The organism is Brevundimonas fontaquae, from assembly GCF_017086445.1.
Lineage (GTDB): Bacteria > Pseudomonadota > Alphaproteobacteria > Caulobacterales > Caulobacteraceae > Brevundimonas > Brevundimonas fontaquae.
This window is the reverse complement of the sequence record NZ_CP070968.1, coordinates 1183952-1200827: the sequence shown is the minus strand read 5'-3', so window position 1 is coordinate 1200827 and position 16876 is coordinate 1183952. Positions and strand designations below refer to the sequence as shown.

Annotated in this window: 16 protein-coding genes; 9 read left to right on the top strand and 7 right to left on the bottom strand. The window is 67.2% G+C overall.

The features are described from left to right. Window positions 1-26 precede the first annotated feature (26 nt). The 3 genes from JX001_RS05805 to JX001_RS05795 all read left to right on the top strand — a co-directional run bounded on the left by JX001_RS05805 (window position 27) and on the right by JX001_RS05795 (window position 3551). Window positions 27-434 carry a CBS domain-containing protein gene (locus JX001_RS05805; protein ID WP_205682687.1) on the top strand — a complete coding sequence of 136 codons (408 nt, stop codon included), beginning with the start codon at window positions 27-29 and terminating at the stop codon, window positions 432-434. Between the two features lie 75 nt (window positions 435-509). Further along, window positions 510-1076, top strand: a complete 567-nt coding sequence (locus tag JX001_RS05800; RefSeq protein ID WP_205682685.1) for a hypothetical protein — start codon at window positions 510-512, stop codon at window positions 1074-1076. Window positions 1077-1166: 90 nt separating this feature from the next. Then, complete coding sequence (locus JX001_RS05795) at window positions 1167-3551, top strand: PAS domain-containing sensor histidine kinase (protein WP_241004775.1); 2385 nt, start codon at window positions 1167-1169, stop codon at window positions 3549-3551. Window positions 3552-3572: 21 nt separating this feature from the next. Here JX001_RS05795 and JX001_RS05790 read toward each other — a convergent pair whose 3' ends face one another. Next, the gene (locus JX001_RS05790) at window positions 3573-4193 is read right to left on the bottom strand and encodes a PAS domain-containing protein (RefSeq protein WP_205682682.1); all 621 of its coding nucleotides are present in this window, start codon (window positions 4191-4193) and stop codon (window positions 3573-3575) included. A gap of 211 nt (window positions 4194-4404) precedes the next feature. Here JX001_RS05790 and JX001_RS05785 point away from each other — a divergent pair, with 211 nt between their 5' ends. After that, on the top strand, window positions 4405-6945 hold the full coding sequence (locus JX001_RS05785) for an HWE histidine kinase domain-containing protein (RefSeq protein WP_205682680.1): 2541 nt from the start codon (window positions 4405-4407) through the stop codon (window positions 6943-6945). Window positions 6946-6986: 41 nt separating this feature from the next. Here the strand turns inward: JX001_RS05785 and JX001_RS05780 are convergent, their stop codons facing one another. The 6 genes from JX001_RS05780 to JX001_RS05755 form a co-directional block, all read right to left on the bottom strand. Then, complete coding sequence (locus JX001_RS05780) at window positions 6987-8183, bottom strand: acetyl-CoA C-acyltransferase (protein WP_205682678.1); 1197 nt, start codon at window positions 8181-8183, stop codon at window positions 6987-6989. 47 nt (window positions 8184-8230) lie between these two features. After that, on the bottom strand, window positions 8231-9172 hold the full coding sequence (locus JX001_RS05775; RefSeq protein ID WP_241004774.1) for a flavin reductase family protein: 942 nt from the start codon (window positions 9170-9172) through the stop codon (window positions 8231-8233). Between the two features lie 111 nt (window positions 9173-9283). Next, window positions 9284-9910 (bottom strand): DUF1190 domain-containing protein, encoded by a 627-nt coding sequence (locus JX001_RS05770; protein WP_174087113.1) that lies wholly within the window; start codon window positions 9908-9910, stop codon window positions 9284-9286. Window positions 9911-9914: 4 nt separating this feature from the next. Then, the gene (locus tag JX001_RS05765) at window positions 9915-10328 is read right to left on the bottom strand and encodes a DUF350 domain-containing protein (RefSeq protein ID WP_205682674.1); all 414 of its coding nucleotides are present in this window, start codon (window positions 10326-10328) and stop codon (window positions 9915-9917) included. A 26-nt stretch (window positions 10329-10354) separates the two neighbouring features. Continuing rightward, window positions 10355-11002, bottom strand: a complete 648-nt coding sequence (locus tag JX001_RS05760) for a DUF2491 family protein (protein WP_205682672.1) — start codon at window positions 11000-11002, stop codon at window positions 10355-10357. 7 nt (window positions 11003-11009) lie between these two features. Beyond that, on the bottom strand, window positions 11010-12053 hold the full coding sequence (locus JX001_RS05755; protein WP_205682670.1) for an ion channel: 1044 nt from the start codon (window positions 12051-12053) through the stop codon (window positions 11010-11012). A gap of 79 nt (window positions 12054-12132) precedes the next feature. On the opposite strand from JX001_RS05755, the gene JX001_RS05750 reads away from it, so the two are divergent. From JX001_RS05750 to dusA, 5 genes are all read left to right on the top strand, one after another. Then, complete coding sequence (locus tag JX001_RS05750) at window positions 12133-12813, top strand: DUF2170 family protein (RefSeq protein WP_205682669.1); 681 nt, start codon at window positions 12133-12135, stop codon at window positions 12811-12813. A gap of 16 nt (window positions 12814-12829) precedes the next feature. Then, complete coding sequence (locus tag JX001_RS05745; RefSeq protein WP_205682668.1) at window positions 12830-13570, top strand: PspA/IM30 family protein; 741 nt, start codon at window positions 12830-12832, stop codon at window positions 13568-13570. Window positions 13571-13573: 3 nt separating this feature from the next. Further along, complete coding sequence (locus JX001_RS05740) at window positions 13574-14740, top strand: glutathionylspermidine synthase family protein (protein WP_205682667.1); 1167 nt, start codon at window positions 13574-13576, stop codon at window positions 14738-14740. A gap of 70 nt (window positions 14741-14810) precedes the next feature. Beyond that, window positions 14811-15689, top strand: coding sequence for a hypothetical protein (locus JX001_RS05735; RefSeq protein ID WP_205682666.1), 879 nt, complete (start codon window positions 14811-14813; stop codon window positions 15687-15689). Window positions 15690-15835: 146 nt separating this feature from the next. Beyond that, entirely contained in the window at window positions 15836-16867 is a 1032-nt protein-coding gene (gene dusA / locus JX001_RS05730) for a tRNA dihydrouridine(20/20a) synthase DusA (RefSeq protein ID WP_205682665.1), read from the top strand. The last annotated feature ends 9 nt before the right edge of the window (window positions 16868-16876 follow it).

The window sequence follows — 16876 nt, the reverse complement described above, 5'->3', positions numbered from 1 at the left end:
AACGCTTCAAACAAAGGAAACCCGCCATGAAAATCCGCGACGTGATGACCAAGGACGTGCATCTGGCCCGCCCCGCCGACACCATCCAGGACGTAGCCAGCCGCATGGCCAAGGGCGACTTCGGCTTCGTGCCCGTGGCGGACGGCGATCAGCTGATCGGCACCATCACCGACCGTGACATCGTGGTGCGCGCCCTGGCGACCGGCGCGGCCCCGTCGGCGGCGGTGGTCGAGTTCATCACGCGTGATCCGCAAACCGTGCTGGACACCGATGACCTTAAGATCGTGCTGGACCTCATGGGCTCCAAGCAGATCCGTCGCGCCCCGGTCGTGGACAAGCACGGCCGCGTGGTCGGCGTCGTGTCGCTGGGCGACCTGTCGACGCGCGTGAAGGAGAAATACGCCGGCGAGACGCTGGAAAGCATCTCGCGTTAAGACCTGCGTAACCGCGCCCCGACACCCGCCGTCAATGATCTTGATTCATTCTGGCTGCGGGTTTCGGAGAGTGGCATGGCGCGCGCGCAGTTCCAGAAGGGTCAGAAGGTCTGGGTCGAGTGCGTCGGCGCATGGGCCTTCATCGAACAGGTCCAGCCCGTCTGGGCCAAGGGCTTCGAGGAGCCGGTGCGTGTCACCTATGACGTCGGTCTGGGACGCGAGTTCACCGCCAATGAACTGATGCTGGCGGCCGACGATCCCGCCTCGGATCAGGGGCCTGGCGAGTGGCGGCTGCTGCGCGCGCGCAACAAGTGGCAGCTGCCCGAGGACTGCCTGCATCATCCCCACCCCGGAACCTATCCGGTCGTCGTCACCGATAAGGCGGACTGGGGCGGATGGCGTGTGCCGGGCGCCGAATATGATCGCGACCCGCAGCATATCGAGTTTCAAGCCCGCCTGATCGCCGCTGCGCCGCAGTTGATGCGCATTGCCCAGGATCTGGTCGATCTGGTCGCCGAGACGCCGGACGATGCGCCGCCCGCCGTCCTGACCCTGGCCCGACAGGCGCGCGACACCCTGCAGGATGTGACGCGTGTGCTGGAGCCCGCGCCGGACCGCCTGACGGCGCCCGCCGCCGCTTAAAAACCCGTTAAAAGCGCGCGCCGAGCCTCGACACGAATCCGCGACGCAGCCTAGATTCCCGCAACGAAGTGTTTGTCGGAGGGTCGGGGCTTGCGGGACGAGGAGCGGCGGGAAAATCGGTCGGGGCGTCGCGCCTCCGACCGCGCCGCCGGCGCGCCCGCCTGGTTGCGGATCGCCGTTCTGGTCCTGGCGCTGATCGCGGCCGGCTATGCTCTGATGGCGTCGCGCGAAGTCAGCCGACCGACCCGCGAAATCAGCCGCCTGGAAGCCCAAAACCTCAAGCTCAACGCAGAGCTGGCCGCCAGCCAGACCGCCGTCCTGATCCAGTCGGCCGAGGCGGGCTTGGCCGCCGGCCGCACCGCCATCGCCGCCAAGCGCCCGCCTATCGAGGTCGTGGAGGCCGCACAAGCCGCCGCGCCCAAGGTCGCCTTCACCTTCATCGGTCCCGGCGAGACGGTGCAGGCGTTCAAGGGCGAAGGATCGGTCGTCGCCGGTCAGGCCAATGTCGACGGCCTGAGGCTGGAGGCGCGGATCGCGCCGGTCCTGCCGAAAGGCGGCGAGACGCGGATCGTGTCGGCGGGCGGCGTTGTGCTGGCCTCGGCGCGCGCCGCCGAGATCGGTCAGCCCATCCGCACCCTGATCGGCGTTGACGCTTCAGCCTTGGCCGATGGGGCTGAACCACGCGCTGTGACGCTGGGCGGCGAGCCCCGGATGGCGACCGCCGCCGCGACGCGCCCGGGCGGTCCGTTTGTGGTCGCGGTCTCCAACGGGACGACCGCCTCCTTCTTCGAAGACGCCTGGGTGATCGTCGTGCCGCTGCTCCTGGGTCTTGGCGTCGTCGTCCTGTTCATCCTCTACGGCCTGCGCCAGACGCGTCAGCATCGCGAGCGGGTGGCGACCGAGAAACGCTTCCGCATCGCCGTCGAGGCCGCGCGGTGCGGGGTGTGGGAGTGGGATGTGGCCAAGGGCGAGGTTTCGCTGTCTGACTACATGGCCGCCCTGCTGGGCTTTTCGCGCGGCGGGGTGACCGACGCCGAGGATGTGATCGGCCGCGTCCATCCGCGCTTTCAGGAAGAGGTCCGCCACGCCCTGAGACAAGCCGCCGCCTATGGCGCCTTTGAGGTCACCTTCCCGGTGGCGGGACCGGACGGGCGGGCGCGGTGGATCGACGCTCGGGGTCAGGCGCGTGGCGAGCGCGGCGACATGGGCTTTTCCGCCATCCTCGGCGTCGCGCTGGACATCACCGAGGCCCGGCGCGCCAAGGCCGCCGCCCAGGCCGCCGAAAGCCGGCTGCGCGACGGGGTGGAGAGCATTTCCGAGGCCTTCGTCCTGTTCGACCGTCAGGGGCGGCTGATCCTGTGGAATCAGGCGTTCGAGGACGCCTTCAACTTCGAGCACGGGGTGGTGCGGCGCGGCGCGCTGAAGGACGAGCTGAACCGGATCGCCGGCCTGGCCATCAAGGCCGAGCATCGCCCGGCCAGCGGTCGTGCGGGCCTGCGCGAGGTCGAGCTGAACGACGGGCGCTGGCTGCAACTGTCCGAGCGGTTCACCTCCGAAGGCGGCTCGGTCGTCACCGCCGCCGACATCACCGCCATCAAACGCCAGGAGGCCGAGCGCCGCCGCGCCGCCGACGATCTGCGGGCCACCGTCGACCAGCTGGAATCCAGCCAGGAAAAGCTGTCGCTGCTGGCGCGCAAATACGAGGTCGCCATGACCCGCGCCGAGGCCGCCAACCAGGCCAAGTCCGAGTTCCTGGCCAACATGAGCCACGAACTGCGCACGCCGTTGAACGCCATCAACGGCTTCTCGGAGATCATGGCCAGCGAGCTGTTCGGGCCGCTGAACGAGAAATACAGGGGATACGCCGGCGACATCCTGAAGTCGGGCCAGCACCTGCTCAGCCTGATCAACGACGTCTTGGACATGGCCAAGATCGAGGCCGGCAAGATGACCCTGCACTATGAGCCGGTGTCCTTGCGCGACGTGTGCGAGGACGCGGTGCGGCTGATGCGCGGCAAGGTGCAGGAAGCGGGCCTGAAGATCGCGGTCGAGGCCGGCGACCTGCCCGATATCGAGGCCGATCAGCGCGGCGTCAAACAGGTGATGCTGAACCTGATCTCCAACGCGGTGAAGTTCACGCCCGAGGGCGGCTCCATCATCGTGTCGCTGAAACCCTTCGTCGGGGCGCAGGGCGAGGACCGCGTCCGCGTCGCCTGCGCCGACACCGGCATCGGCATCGCGCCTGAGGACCTGGTCCGCCTCGCCCGCCCGTTTGAACAGGTTGAGGGCCAGCATTCCAAGACCACCCAGGGCACCGGCCTGGGCCTGGCCCTGACCAAGTCCCTGATCGAGATGCACGGCGGCGAGCTGAAGATGGAAAGCCAGCCGGGCGTCGGGACCGTCGTCAGCTTCGACATGCCGGTGAAGCGGCCGGATCAGACGGTTCAGCCGATCCGGGCGGCCTTTGCGGCCTGATTGACCTCGGAGGCGGAGGCGTTATTCCGCGGCGATCTCGCCGTGATGGTCGATGACGCCCAGGATCACGCCATCCTGACCGACGAACATCAGCCCCTCGCGCGAGAGGACCGCCAGAATCTTGGCGATGCTGGCCTTGCGCGGCGTCGTCGTGTCCTCGCCGCCTTCGAGTCGCCGAAGGGTCGATCGCGCGATGCCGGATTCGGCGGCCATCTGGTCGGCCGACCACTGCAGCATGGCGCGCGCCGCGCGAAGGGCGGCGGGAGAGATGTCCGAGAAGCGATCCGCGCGAGATGGCCGATCGGCATTCGCGACGCCGCGCGACGGGCGCGATCCACCCGGAATCGCCAATATGACGCCGACCCACTTGGAGGTTCGCCCGTCCCGTCCCATCACCGGTTCGGCGCGCGCATTGAACCAACGATAGGAGCCGTCCGCGCACAGCAGCCGGTAGTCCGTATTGTAGGACATCTCATGAGACACGGCGGTCTTCCAGGCCGCGCTGACCCGGCTGACATCTTCTGGATGGATCATCCGCAACCAGCCGTCGCCCAAGGCCTCTGAAGGCGGCTGCCCGGTCAGCGCCACCCACTCAGGCACGTCAAGCACATAGCCGTCCGCCTCGACGACGAACGTCACCACCGCTGTAGCCCTCAAGAAGCTGAGAAGCGTTTCAGGACTCAGGGTGCTCCAAGACATGCGGGGACTATACACCAAATTGCGCCAGCGGACATAAGTGTAACCGGTTAAATGACGAATTGCAGCAATAGCCAAGTTTAAAGGATTTGTAATGCGCCAAAATGGATCGTATTAATCCCATTCGATCCATAGAGATCGTTTGGAGACGCTCCACATGTTGATAGGGTCACATCGAACTGGCGGCGCGCTCGACCAATGCGCCCTGGAGGCGATCCAGTTTCTGGGCGAGGTTCAATCCCACGGATGCCTGATCGAGGTCTCGACGGATTGGATCGTCCGGCGCGCCTCTTCCAACCTGCGGGCGTTCATCGGGGTTTCGCCGGAAGAGGTGCTGGGCCGCTCGCTTGTCGACATTGTCGGGCCGAACGTCATGCACGATCTGAGAGGCCGTTTGCAGATCGCCGGGCACGACGATCAGGGCGAGATGGTGAGCGACGTCATCCTTAAGGGGCGCGACGAGCGCCTCGACGTCGGCATCCATCGCCTGGGCGATTCCATCATCCTCGAGTTCGAGCCGGCGAGCGGGTCGGGCGACGACCGCGCCGTGCAGCAGATGCTGGTGCAGTTGCGCAAGATGCGGACGCTGGACGCTGTCGCCAAGCTGGCGGTGCGACAGGTGCGCGCCCTGACCGGCTTCGATCGGGTGATGGTCTACGCCTTTCGCCCGGACGACAGCGGCGAGGTGGTGGCGGAAGCCCGTCATTCGGACCTGCCAGCCTTCCTGGGTCTGCGCTATCCCGCCAGCGACATTCCGGTTCAAGCGCGCGCCCTTTATCTGCGCAATCCGATCCGGCTGATCGCCGATGTCTCAGCGCCCACCTGCCCCGTCGTGCCCAGGACGACGCCCGAGGGCGCGCTGCTCGATCTGTCGATGGCGGGGCTCCGCGCCGTGTCGCCCACCCATATCCAGTATCTGAAGAACATGGGCGTGGGCGCGTCCATGTCGATCTCCATCGTGGTCGACGGCGCCCTGTGGGGGTTGATCGCCTGCCATCACACCAAGCCGAAACGCCCCTCGGCGGCGCTGAGGCAGCAGCTGGATTTCTATGGCGCGATGCTGTCCTCCATCGTCGAGTCGATCCAGCGCGCGGAGGCCGTCGAACATCAGGCGGAAGCCCGCGAGCTGCATAATGCGATGTTGGCCAGCTTCTCCGGCGACGGTGGTTCGGTCGATGAGCTGTTCCCGCACCTCCAAAAGGTGCAAGGCCGGCTGAAGGCCGACGGACTGGCGACATTCATCGACGGTCGCCTGCGGCTGTCCGGCGAGACGCCGAACGCCGACGAGGCCCTGGGACTGATGCGCTTTCTCAATCGCACCGCATCCAGCCAGCCCTTCCAAACGCACGAACTGCGTCAGGCCTATCCAGAGGCGGCCGATTGGTCGGGAGACGTCGCCGGGCTGTTGGCCATCCCCGTCTCGCGCCGGCCGCGCGACTACGTCGTCTTCTTCCGCAAGGAGTTGGTCAACACGGTCAACTGGGCCGGCAAGCCGGAAAAGGCGGTGGTCCCCGGCCAGAACGGCCTGTCCCCGCGAACCAGTTTCGCCCTGTGGCAGGACACCGTCCGAGGGCAGTCGGAGCATTGGAGCAACCAGGATCGGCGCATGGCCGAGATCCTTCGGGTGACCCTGCTGGAAATCGTTCTGCAGGTCACTGATCATGCCGAAAGGCAGCGCAAGACGTCGAACGATCAGCAGGACCTGCTGATCGCCGAGCTGAACCACCGCGTCCGAAACATCCTCAACCTGATCGTCGGTCTGGTCCGGCAGTCGTCGGATGCCGCGGTCAGCGTCAAGGCGCTCGCCGACGAAATCTCCACGCGGGTTCACGCCCTGGCGCGAGCGCACGACCAGCTGACCAGCAACGGTTGGGGCGCCCGTTCCCTGACGCATATGATCCGGGTCGAGGCCGGCGCCTACCTTGGTGAGAAGGCCGATCGTGTCCGCATCACCGGCGACGACGCCGGGGTGCAGCCCGACGCCTTCGCGACCGTCGCCCTGGTGATGCATGAACTCATCACCAACTCCGCCAAATACGGCGCCTTCCGAGACTCGTCGGGAGCCGTGGACATCGCGCTCAAATGCAGTGACGCCGACGGCCTGGTGATCGACTGGCTGGAACAGGGCGGCGCGCCCGTGACGCCGCCGACGCGACGCGGGTTCGGATCAACCATCATAGAGCGGGCGATCCCCCACGAGCTGGGCGGCACCGCATCGGTGGAGTTCCTGCCCTCCGGCCTGCGCGCCCGCTTTACCCTGCCGTCGGCCCATATCGCCGAGTGCAGCCCCGAGCTACAGGCCGAGATGGCGCCGGCTCAAGCTCCGCAGACGCCCGGTCTTGATCGGATCGAGGGCCGGGTCCTGCTGGTCGAAGACAATCTTCTGATCGCGCTCGAGACGGAAGCCATGCTTCAGAGCCTGGGTGCGGACGACGTTCGCGTGACCTCCAGCGTCGCCTCGGCGATCGACAGTCTGGACGAATCGGTCCCGGCTTTTGCAGTGCTGGATTACAACCTCGGCCGCGAACAGAGCGTGCCCATCGCCGCCCGGCTGACGGAAATGGACGTGCCGTTCGTGTTCGCGACCGGCTATGGCGACGCCGCGATCATCGACCCGCGTTTCAGCGACCGGCCCGTCCTGACCAAACCCTATTCGCCGTCCAACCTGCTCGACGCCTATCGCAAGCTGGGGCGATAGACGGCGACACGATCCTCGGGGCTGTTAAGCCCCCCCCCGCCTTAGACCAACTCCACGCCCATCGCGGTGGCTTCGCCGCCGCCGATGCAGAGGGCGGCCATGCCGCGGGTCTTGCCGTGGGCTTTCAGCGCGGACAGCAGGGTGGTTAGGACGCGGGCTCCTGAAGCTCCGAGCGGGTGGCCCAGGGCGCAGGCGCCGCCGTTGACGTTGATCTTGTCGTGGGGGATGCCGAGTTCCTGCATGGCGATCATCGGCACGATGGCGAAGGCCTCGTTGACCTCCCACAGATCGACGTCATCGGCGCTCCAGCCCGCCTTCTTCAGCGCCTTTTGCAGGGCGAAGACCGGGGCGGTGGTGAACAGGTGCGGCTCGTGAGCGTGGGCGGCCTGGCTAACCACGCGGGCGACCGGCGTCAGGCCCAGGGCCTGGGCCGTCGACTGGCGCATCATGACCAGGGCGGCGGCGCCGTCCGAGATCGAGGCTGCGGAAGCCGCGGTGATGGTGCCGTCCTTGCCGAAGGCGGGCTTCAGATTGGGGATCTTGGACGGGTCGGACCGGGTCGGCTGTTCGTCGCGGTCGACGGTGACGGGACCTTTGCGCGTCTTGACCTCGACCGAGGCGATCTCGGCGTCGAAGGCGCCCGTTTCCTGGGCGCGCTTGGCCCGGCCGGCGCTTTCGATGGCGTAGGCGTCCTGCTGCTCGCGGGTGAACTGATAGTCCTTGGCCGTGTCCTCGGCGAACTGACCCATCAGCTTGCCGGGGGTGTAGGCGTCCTCCAGCCCGTCCAGATACATGCTGTCGGAAATGACGTCGTGACCGATGCGGGCGCCGCCCCGGTGCTTTTGCATCAGATACGGGGCGTTGGTCATGGACTCCATGCCGCCCGCCACGATCACGTCGGCCGAACCGGCGGCCAGCGCATCGTGCGCCATCATCGCCGCCTGCATGCCCGAGCCGCACATCTTGTTGATGGTGGTGGCCTCGGTCGAGGTGGGCAGGCCTGCGCCCATGCCCGCCTGACGCGCCGGCGCCTGTCCCAGGCCCGCAGGCAGGACGCAGCCCATGATGATCTGCTCGACCTTTTGCGGATCCAGGCCCGCGCGCTCCAGCGCCGCCTTGACCGCGACGGCGCCCAGGTCGGTGGACTTGGCGTCGGACAGCGCGCCTTGGAAACCACCCATCGGAGTGCGGGCGTAGGAGACGATGACGACGGGATCGGCGGACGTGGTCGCGGACATGGGGACGGCTTCCTCTATTTCGGGCGAGAGATAGCGATCCCGGCCGGTCAGGAAAAGTGCAGCCGCCGATACTTGCCCCGGAAATAGAGCAGCGGATCGCGGCGCGGCTCGAACCGGGCGCGCCTGACCCGGCCAATGATGACCAGGTGATCGCCGGCCTCGACGATCTGTTCGGTTCCGCATTCGAAACTGGCCAGGGCGCCCGACAGGATGGGCGCGCCGGTGTCCCAGGTCTCCCACGCCACGTCCTGGAACCGGTCGGCCTGGGACCGGGCGAAGACGCCGGAGGTCGGCTGCTGGCCGATATGCAGGACGTTGATGGCGAAATGTTCGGCTTGGCGGAAGCGGTCGACATTGGTGGACGAGCGGGCCAGGCAGAACAGGATCAGCGGCGGGTCCAGCGACACCGAGGAGAAGGAGTTGGCGGTCAGGCCGACGGGCTGTCCGGCCTCGTCCAGCGTCGTAACCACCGTGACCCCGGTGGCGAAACAGCCCAGGGCGTCGCGCAGGGTGCGCGGGTCGGAGCCGGCCTGATAATGCAGGGCGTCGCGCGGGGCGTGGCGTTCGAGGAAGCCCAGGAGGGCGGCGTTCTCGGCCTCGACCGCGTCCGGCGCCTCGGCGCGCGCGATCGTCTGGATCGGAACGCCGGCCAACTGTGTCTCAAGCTCGAGCGAGACAGCCCCCTGCCCTTCGGCGACGACCACCAGACAGCTTGCCAGGGCCGGGCCGGTGACGGCGAGCGCAGGCGCGACGGCCTCCAGCGTCGTGTCGGAACAGACCATGGCCGGGCGAGAGGGAAGTTCGGTCAGCAGTCGACGCAGGGCGGCGGAGCTGTCATCCGCCGCGTCGAAGTCGGCAGTCAGCATGACGTGGCGGCCGGCCTCGACCAGCGCGCGCACCGACCGGCGCCAGTCGCCGGACAGACGCTCGGGCGCGCCGATCAGCAGGACGATGGGATCCTCGGGGTCGCCCCAGCTTTCGACGTCCAAGCCTCCATTCGGGGGCGGCGATGCGGTCATGAGGCGAAGCGGTCCGGTCTGTCGTGAAGCGTGAGAGCGATCCCTATTAGGGGAAGACCGGCGCCCGGCGCCAGAACTGTATCAGCCGCCGTAGCCCCGGCCGCCGCCGCCGAAGCCGCCGCGCGAGACGACGGTGGTGCGGCTCTGCACCCGCGTCGGGGCCTGACGGGCGACGTCGCCATGCTCGCGCGCATTGGTCAGGGTCTTGCCGGTGCGATAGTCGCGGTAGGCGTAGCCGCCGCCATAGCCGTTCGACAGCCGCCCCTCGCGGTCGCGGTACAGCGGTCCGCCGCCGCGATAGCCGCCGCCGTTCAGCATCTGGCCGACGATGAAGCCGGTCAGCAGCGGGGTGAAGAAGGAGCCGCCGTTGTTGTTCGGCTGGCATTGCGACGGTCCCCACTGACCCTCGCACTCCTCGCGGGTGGCGTAGCGCGGCGCGGTCTTGGCGGCCTCCTGCTGAGCCTTGGCCAGGGCGGCGTCGCATTCGTTGTCGGGAATGTCGTTGGCCGCCTTGCACTCGTCCAACGACTGATAGGCCAGGGTCGGTTCGGGCTCGGGCGCCGGGACACGCTGGGGCGAGCCGCAGGCGGCCAGCGAGAAGCTGGCGGTCGCCATCAGGCTGCTGACGTGCAGGACGCGCGAGCGCTTCAGCCGGCGCATGGTGTCGGTTTTGGCCAGGTTCTGGGGCAGGTCTTTGGGGTCGGTCATGGGTTCACGACGTCATGCAGGCGGCGTTGAGCAGGCCGACGCAGATGGAGATGGAGGCCAGATAGACGGCCGCGGCGATCTCGCCCGCCTCGATGCGGACGACCAGATTGCGGAAGGCCATTCGGCTGATGGCGACGAAGACGACGATCTGGATCACGCCGGCCAGCAGAGCCCAGGCTGCGAACTCCATCAGGCTGACGGTGTGCGACAGGGCCGAGGCCAGAGGCAAGACATAGCCGATCAGGGCGCCCCCGAGCGCAATGGCGGCGGCCGTGTTGCCTTCCCGGATCAGCGTGTGTTCGTGATAGGGCGTGACCCACTGGTAGATCAGTTTGAAGGCCAGGGTGAAGGCGCCCGCCATGGCGAAGGCGATCAGGAAGGCCATCGCCCCCTGCTGAAAAATGAACCAGTCGAACATCGGTCTTGCCCCCTCGGATTGCGCGATCAGGCGCGGAACTCGGCCATTTCCAGCGGAATGCCGATCATGATTTCGTGCGTGGTGTCGCCGCCCTCGGGCTGCTGCTCAAGCGCCAGCATCAGTTCGCGTCCGCCGCCCAGCTCGCGTGCATACAGCATGCAGGTCTGGAAGATTTTGGCATAGGGCGTGGCGGCGGCGCGGTCGTCCCAGATCGTCTCCCACAGGGTGACGGGCGGCTGGATGGCGTCGCTTTCGGCGAACCAGAAGCGGGGATAATCGGGCAGTTCTTCGGCCGCGCCGTGAAAGACCGGCGCCGACAGGCGGTCACGCCAGATGCGGCGTTCACGCTCGCCCGGCGGATAGGCCGAGGTCCAGGGCACGAACAGGCTGAAGTCGTAGGATTCCAGCCCGGCCTCGTCGTCGCTCATGGCCTGAAGCATGACGTGGTCGTCGGTGTAGAAACGATGGACGAACTGGCCGCTGTCCAGGCTGACCAACCCCTGCGCCGAGATGTCCAGCACGTCGCGATCCAGGCTGAAATGGGTCTCGTCGCCCAGCCGGCGCCAAGCCAGCGGGTCCAACGACACGGTGCGGCCGACGGTGATGTTGCGCACCGTCGCCAACCGATTGGCAGGCGCAGCCTTCTCCGACGATCCGAAAATCTTCTTGAACATGGGACGATCAGGATCCGGCCAGGCTCGGCTGGCTCAGCCGGGCCGCCGAGACATAGAACAGGCGGTCGCCGTGTTCCACGTCTGTTTCCGGCGCTAGATTGAAACGTGGCGAGTCCGCGCCGTCCGGCTGATGCGCCAGAAGGGTGGCGCGGTGCTGAAGGAAACGCTGCGTCAGGTCGCCGACCGACCGACCCGCGCCGGCCCATCGCAGGCTGAACAGGGTCGCGCCTTCGTCGAGGTGGCTGGTCAAGGCGCTGATGACCTGGCTGGAACCCGGATCGCGCGCGGCACGGGCCAGCATTTCCGGCGCGGACGACAGGACGATCTCGACCCCGGGACAATGCTGCGCCAACAGCCGCGCGCTGTCAGCATCATCAAAGAAGCAGACGATGTGCGCGGCGTCCGGGGCCATCGCCGAGACCGCCAGGGTGGCGGTCAGGGTGTCGGCGTCGTTGCTGGCGTGGATCAATATGCGACTGGCGCTCGCTGCGCCCGCGCGCGTCAGACCCGTTGTCGAGGTCAAGCTGTCCGTCTGGACATAGCGAATGCGCGGATCGACGTCCGCCACCGCCTGCCGCGTCAGCAGCACCAGGGTCTGGGACCGATTCAGCTCCGCGCACAGTTCCTCGACCATCTTGGGCGTTCGAACGGGGTGATAGCCGACCAGCAGAATCGTATCGGTCATCCTTGAATAGTCTCCCTTGCCCGATCGCCGGGCGCGCCAGATGTCGCCGATCCCGGCCAGCACCTTGGCCACGACCGTCGTGAAAGCCGCGATGGCGCCGGGAAAGATCCACAAGGCCGTGATCAGCCGCCCGCCGACGCCTTGCGGGCTGAGGTCCCCATAACCTACGGTGTAGGCCGTCGTCGCGTACCAGTAGAAGAATGTAAGCGGATCATGTAGTTCCGCTTCGTGGGCGATGGCCAGGAGAAGCCACGACGAAACGGCGTGAAAGAGGATCAGCCCGCCCAGCATACGCCAGTGCATATCGGCCATGGCGTGGAACGCCCGGTCGAAAATCACGGCCAGCTTCATTCGCGGCAGCAGCATATGTCCTTCCCTCTCGTCTAGATGAACCCAGACCCCTAGGCGAAGTCAAGCGTTCATGTTACGCGTTTCATGTAACGATATGCCGAACGACGCATCGCCCTCTTCCGCCGCCAACGACCGCATCCGTGCGTGGCGACAGGCGCGTCGTGAGGCGGGCCTGGTCAAGCTGGAGCTTTGGGTGCCGGCCGCCGCTCGCGACGACGTCAAGGCGGCCGTGCGCGCCATCGTCACCGATTCAACGCGCGGGCCACAGCTTGCGGGGCGCCCGCGCCGCCCCACTTCCGATTCCATCACCTCTGGAGACGACCATCAAATGGACGCCGTGATCGAGACCCCCTGGACCGTACCCGCCATCAAGGCGGCGCTGGACGGCTCAACCCTGCTGCGTGACGGCGAAATGACCCTGCGCGTGGTCGAGGGCGCCGAGCCGGTGCTGCTGGCGACCATGCACGAATACGGCGACCTGCCGGTCTATCTGAGCGTCGGCGGCGCCCAGATCGTCTGTTCGGTTCTGCTGTGGCCGGTGTCGGAGCAGAAGGATCGCCATGCCTTCAACGAGTTCCTGCTGAAGGCCCAGCGCGTGGTGCCCCTGTCCAACTTCGCCATCACCAATGTCGGTGGCGAAGACGTGTATGAGCTGATGGGCGAACTCTCTTGCAAGACGACGCTTCAGACCATCCTGATCGAATTGCGCACCCTGGCCGAGAATGCGATCGACGCCACCGAACTGCGTGAAACCTTCGGCGCCGACGCCGCCTGATCCCGGAAGACCGACCATGTCCATGCTCAGAAAACTGTCCGCCCTGTTCCGCGGCTCGGCCCACGATGCGGCCCAGGGCGTCGTCGACGCCAATGCGCTGAAGATCCTCGACCAGGAAATCCGCGACGCCGACAACGCCCAGGGCAAGGCCCGCGATGACCTGGCCGGCCTGGTGGCGCGCCGCCGCATGGCTGAAAACGAGATGGCCAGCTTCCGCGACCAGATCGCCAAATACGAAAGCTCGGCCCGCACCGCCCTGGGTCAGGGCAAGACCGATCTGGCGCGCGAAGTCGCCGGCCGCATCGCCGAGCTGGAGGTCGAGATCACCAGCCGCGGTCCGCTGATCGAGGACATGAAGACGGCCGAGACGCGCCTGCGCACGGCCATCGCCTCGACCGACCAGAAGATCGAGACGCTTCGTCGCGAGATCGACATCGTCAAGGTCAACGACTCCGTCCAGAAGGCCCAGACGTCGGTCGCCCTGAACTCGGCCGGCGCCCAGTCGCGCATCGGCTCGGCGGCGGACAGCCTGCAACGCATCAAACAGCGCCAGGCGATCCAGGAAGAGAAGCTGAACGCCAGCCAGGCGCTGGAAGATCGCCGCACCGGCGCGGACCTGGACGCCAAGCTGCGCGAGGCCGGCATCCTGCCCGGACATTCCTCGGCCGACGACGTCCTGGCCCGCCTGAGCCAGCCGGAGGTGACCGTGGTCACGCCGCGCATCGGCCAATCGACCCCCGACGAAGACCCGGCCTGATCCATGGAGCGTCTGCGCTTCGATCCCCGCACCGACTGGGACGCCAAGGCTGAGGAACTCGGCTTCACCTGGCGCCATACCGACGGCAAACCGTATTGGGACGAGACGGCGGCCTATGCCTTCTCGCTGGCCGAGATCGAGGACGGGATCGAGGCGCCGACCGAGGAACTGCACGGCCTGTGCCTGGAGCTGGTCAACGAGGCCGTCCAGTCCGAGCGGCTGATGGAACAGCTCGATATTCCCGAGACCATGAGGGACTATGTGGCCGACAGCTGGAAGCGGGGCGACCCGTCCCTCTACGGCCGGTTCGACTTCGCCTATGACGGCACGGGGCCGGCCAAGCTGTATGAATACAACGCCGACACCCCGACCAGCATCTATGAGACGGCCGTGTTCCAGTGGCTGTGGCTGGAGGACCAGATCAAGGCCGGCGCCCTGCCCGCCGATGCGGATCAGTTCAACAGCCTGCATGAGAAGCTGGTCGAGCGGTTCCGCGCCATCTTCCCGAACGGCGGCTTCGTGCATTTCGCCTCGGACGCCGATTTCGTCGAGGACCGCCAGACGGTGCGCTTCCTGGAAGACCTGGCCCAGCAGGCCGGGTTGGAGCCCCAGTTCGTCGCCATCGAACAGATCGGGCTGAACGCCGACGGCCGGTTCGTCGATCACGAGAACTGGATCATCCAGGCGATGTTCAAGCTCTATCCGTGGGAGCAGATGCTGCGCGACGACTACGCCGCGCCCCTGCCCACGGCGGATGTGACCGTGCTGGAGCCGGCGTGGAAGAGCATCCTGTCCAACAAGGCCATACTGCCGCTGTTGTGGGAGCGGCATCCGGGCCACCCCAATCTGCTGGAAAGCTATTTCGAAGGCGATCCGGCCGAGGCGGCGCTGGGCTCATCCTATGTGCGCAAGCCGTTGTTCTCGCGCGAAGGCGACAATGTCGAACTGATCGACCGGGGTGTCAGCGCCGCAGAGGTGGTGGACGGCGGCTATGGCGAGGGGCGCTACATCCGCCAAGCGCTGTGCGATCCGCCCCTGTTCGACGGCAATCATGTGATCGTCGGGTCGTGGGTGGTTGGAACCGAACCGGCCGGCATCAGCCTGCGCGAGGACACGGGCCGCATCACGAGGAACACCTCGCGTTTCGTGCCGCACTTCATCCGGGACTAGGGCCGAGCGGGCAACCAAGGCGGACGACCTTCGTTCTGTGGGCTGACATCAACCGACAAAGGCCTTTCCCATGCGCAACGTCCGCCTCGCCCTGATCGCCACGACCGCCCTGACCCTCGCGGGCGGCGCTGCGGTCGCCCAGACGCAATACCCTTCGACGACCCAGGATCGGCTGGGCGCGGTCGTGGGCGCCCTGTTCGGTGATCGTCTGGGCCTGTCGGCGATGGATCAGGCCTGGCTGCGCGGCGGCCGTCCTCTGCGTGACGGACAAGGCCAATTCTCGACCCGCGTGGACGCCAGCGTGCGCGCCGGCGGCGTCTCCGCCTCGGCCGCGACCCGCCTGCGCGCCGACTATTCGGCCCTGGTCGATCTGGAAAACCGCTACGCCGTCGGCGGCATCTCGGCCCAGGAACGCGCGGATCTGAACGCCCGCTACACCGCACTGACGCAGACGCTGGAAGCCGGCGCCTCGGGCTATGCTGACATAGACACCGTGGCCCAAGGCCGTGCGGAATTCGACACCCGCGTCAACGCCGCCGTGACGGCGCGCCGCATCACCCGCACCGAGGCGACGCGCCTGAAGTCCGACTATCAGGCCCTGATCCAGCTGGAGAGCCGCTACAGCGCCGACGGCTCCATCAGCGCCAGCGAGCGCGCTGATCTGGACGCCCGTCTGGACGCGCTGGACCTGCGGGTCGGCGACGGCCCAGCCGGACAGACGCCGTCCGCCAACCTGCCCGCCCGCACCCGTCTGGCGAACCTGGAAACCGCCCTGACCGCCGCCGAACGCTCGGGCGCCGTCAGCCGCACCGAGGCCGCCGACATCCGCGTCGAGGCCGGCGATCTCACTCGCCTGGACGCCGCCTACAGCCGCACCAGCCCCTCATCCGACGACACGGCCTACCTGAGCCGCCGCATCGGCGAACTGGAAATGCGCGTTCGCCGCTAAGCCTCGACAAAGCGTCCCGCGTGATCCGGCGCGGGACGCCTATCGGGCCACGCTTGTGCATTGGGGGTCTCTGATTTCACGCCGGGCCGGAAATCGCGTATGGGCCGCCTCATTCGCCCCTGGATCGCTGGTCAAGCCGCAACCCCATGTCCCTGAACGCCTCACGCACGCTGTCCATCGCTCCGATGATGGATTGGACCGATCGGCATTGCCGGGCGTTCCACACGGCGCTGACGCGCAAGGCGCTGCTCTATACCGAGATGGTGACGGCGCCGGCGGTGTTGCATGGGGATCGCGAGCGACTGCTGGGGTTCGATGCGTTGGAGCATCCGGTGGCCTTGCAGCTGGGCGGATCGGACCCGGCGCAGTTGGCCGAGGCCGCCAAGGTCGGCGAGGCGTTCGGTTATGACGAGATCAACCTGAACGTCGGCTGCCCGTCGGACCGGGTGCAGTCGGGTCGGTTCGGCGCCTGTCTGATGCGCGAGCCGGAGTTGGTGGCCGACTGCATGGCGGCGATCAAGGGGGCCGTCAGCGTGCCCGCGACGGTCAAATGCCGCATCGGCGTGGACGATCAGGATCCGGCCGTCAGCCTGTTCGCCACGGTGGACGCCTGCGCCGCCGTCGGGATCGAAGTCTTCATCGTCCATGCGCGCAAGGCCTGGCTGAAGGGTCTGTCGCCCAAGGAGAACCGCGACGTGCCGCCGCTGGACTACGGTCTGGTGCGCCGGCTGAAGCGCGAGCGGCCGCATCTGAACATCTCGATCAATGGGGGCATCGCCTCGATGGAAGCCGCCGAGGCGCATTTAGCGGAGGTCGACGGCGTGAAGCTGGACGGGGTCATGCTGGGTCGCGCCGCCTATCACGAGCCGGCCATTCTGGGGCAGGCGGATCGTCGTCTGTATGGCGAGCCGGTCGAGGACACCGACGCGTTCGCCGCGCTGGAGCGCTATCGGCCTTATATGGCCGCGCGTCTGGAGGAGGGCGTCGCCCTGCCTGCCATGGCGCGGCATATGCTGGGCCTGATGCACGGCCGGCCGGGCGCGCGGGCGTTCCGTCGCATTCTGACGGTCGAGGCGATCAAGCCCGGCGCCGGCCTGGAGGTGCTGGACCGCGCGGTGGAGGCCGTGCGTGAGGCCGAGGCGAGGCGCGACACGGCGCCCGGCGACTGGGCGGCGTAACCCAATCTT

Excerpts from the sequence above, each read along its gene's own strand:
- JX001_RS05805 (WP_205682687.1), top strand. The coding sequence starts at position 27 with ATGAAAATCCGCGACGTGATGACCAAGGACGTGCATCTGGCCCGCCCC.
- JX001_RS05800 (WP_205682685.1), top strand. The coding sequence starts at position 510 with ATGGCGCGCGCGCAGTTCCAGAAGGGTCAGAAGGTCTGGGTCGAGTGC.
- JX001_RS05785 (WP_205682680.1), top strand. The coding sequence starts at position 4,405 with ATGTTGATAGGGTCACATCGAACTGGCGGCGCGCTCGACCAATGCGCC.
- JX001_RS05780 (WP_205682678.1), bottom strand. The coding sequence starts at position 8,183 with ATGTCCGCGACCACGTCCGCCGATCCCGTCGTCATCGTCTCCTACGCC.
- JX001_RS05770 (WP_174087113.1), bottom strand. The coding sequence starts at position 9,910 with ATGACCGACCCCAAAGACCTGCCCCAGAACCTGGCCAAAACCGACACC.
- JX001_RS05765 (WP_205682674.1), bottom strand. The coding sequence starts at position 10,328 with ATGTTCGACTGGTTCATTTTTCAGCAGGGGGCGATGGCCTTCCTGATC.
- JX001_RS05760 (WP_205682672.1), bottom strand. The coding sequence starts at position 11,002 with ATGTTCAAGAAGATTTTCGGATCGTCGGAGAAGGCTGCGCCTGCCAAT.
- JX001_RS05755 (WP_205682670.1), bottom strand. The coding sequence starts at position 12,053 with ATGCTGCTGCCGCGAATGAAGCTGGCCGTGATTTTCGACCGGGCGTTC.
- JX001_RS05750 (WP_205682669.1), top strand. The coding sequence starts at position 12,133 with ATGCCGAACGACGCATCGCCCTCTTCCGCCGCCAACGACCGCATCCGT.
- JX001_RS05745 (WP_205682668.1), top strand. The coding sequence starts at position 12,830 with ATGTCCATGCTCAGAAAACTGTCCGCCCTGTTCCGCGGCTCGGCCCAC.
- JX001_RS05740 (WP_205682667.1), top strand. The coding sequence starts at position 13,574 with ATGGAGCGTCTGCGCTTCGATCCCCGCACCGACTGGGACGCCAAGGCT.
- JX001_RS05735 (WP_205682666.1), top strand. The coding sequence starts at position 14,811 with ATGCGCAACGTCCGCCTCGCCCTGATCGCCACGACCGCCCTGACCCTC.
- dusA (WP_205682665.1), top strand. The coding sequence starts at position 15,836 with ATGTCCCTGAACGCCTCACGCACGCTGTCCATCGCTCCGATGATGGAT.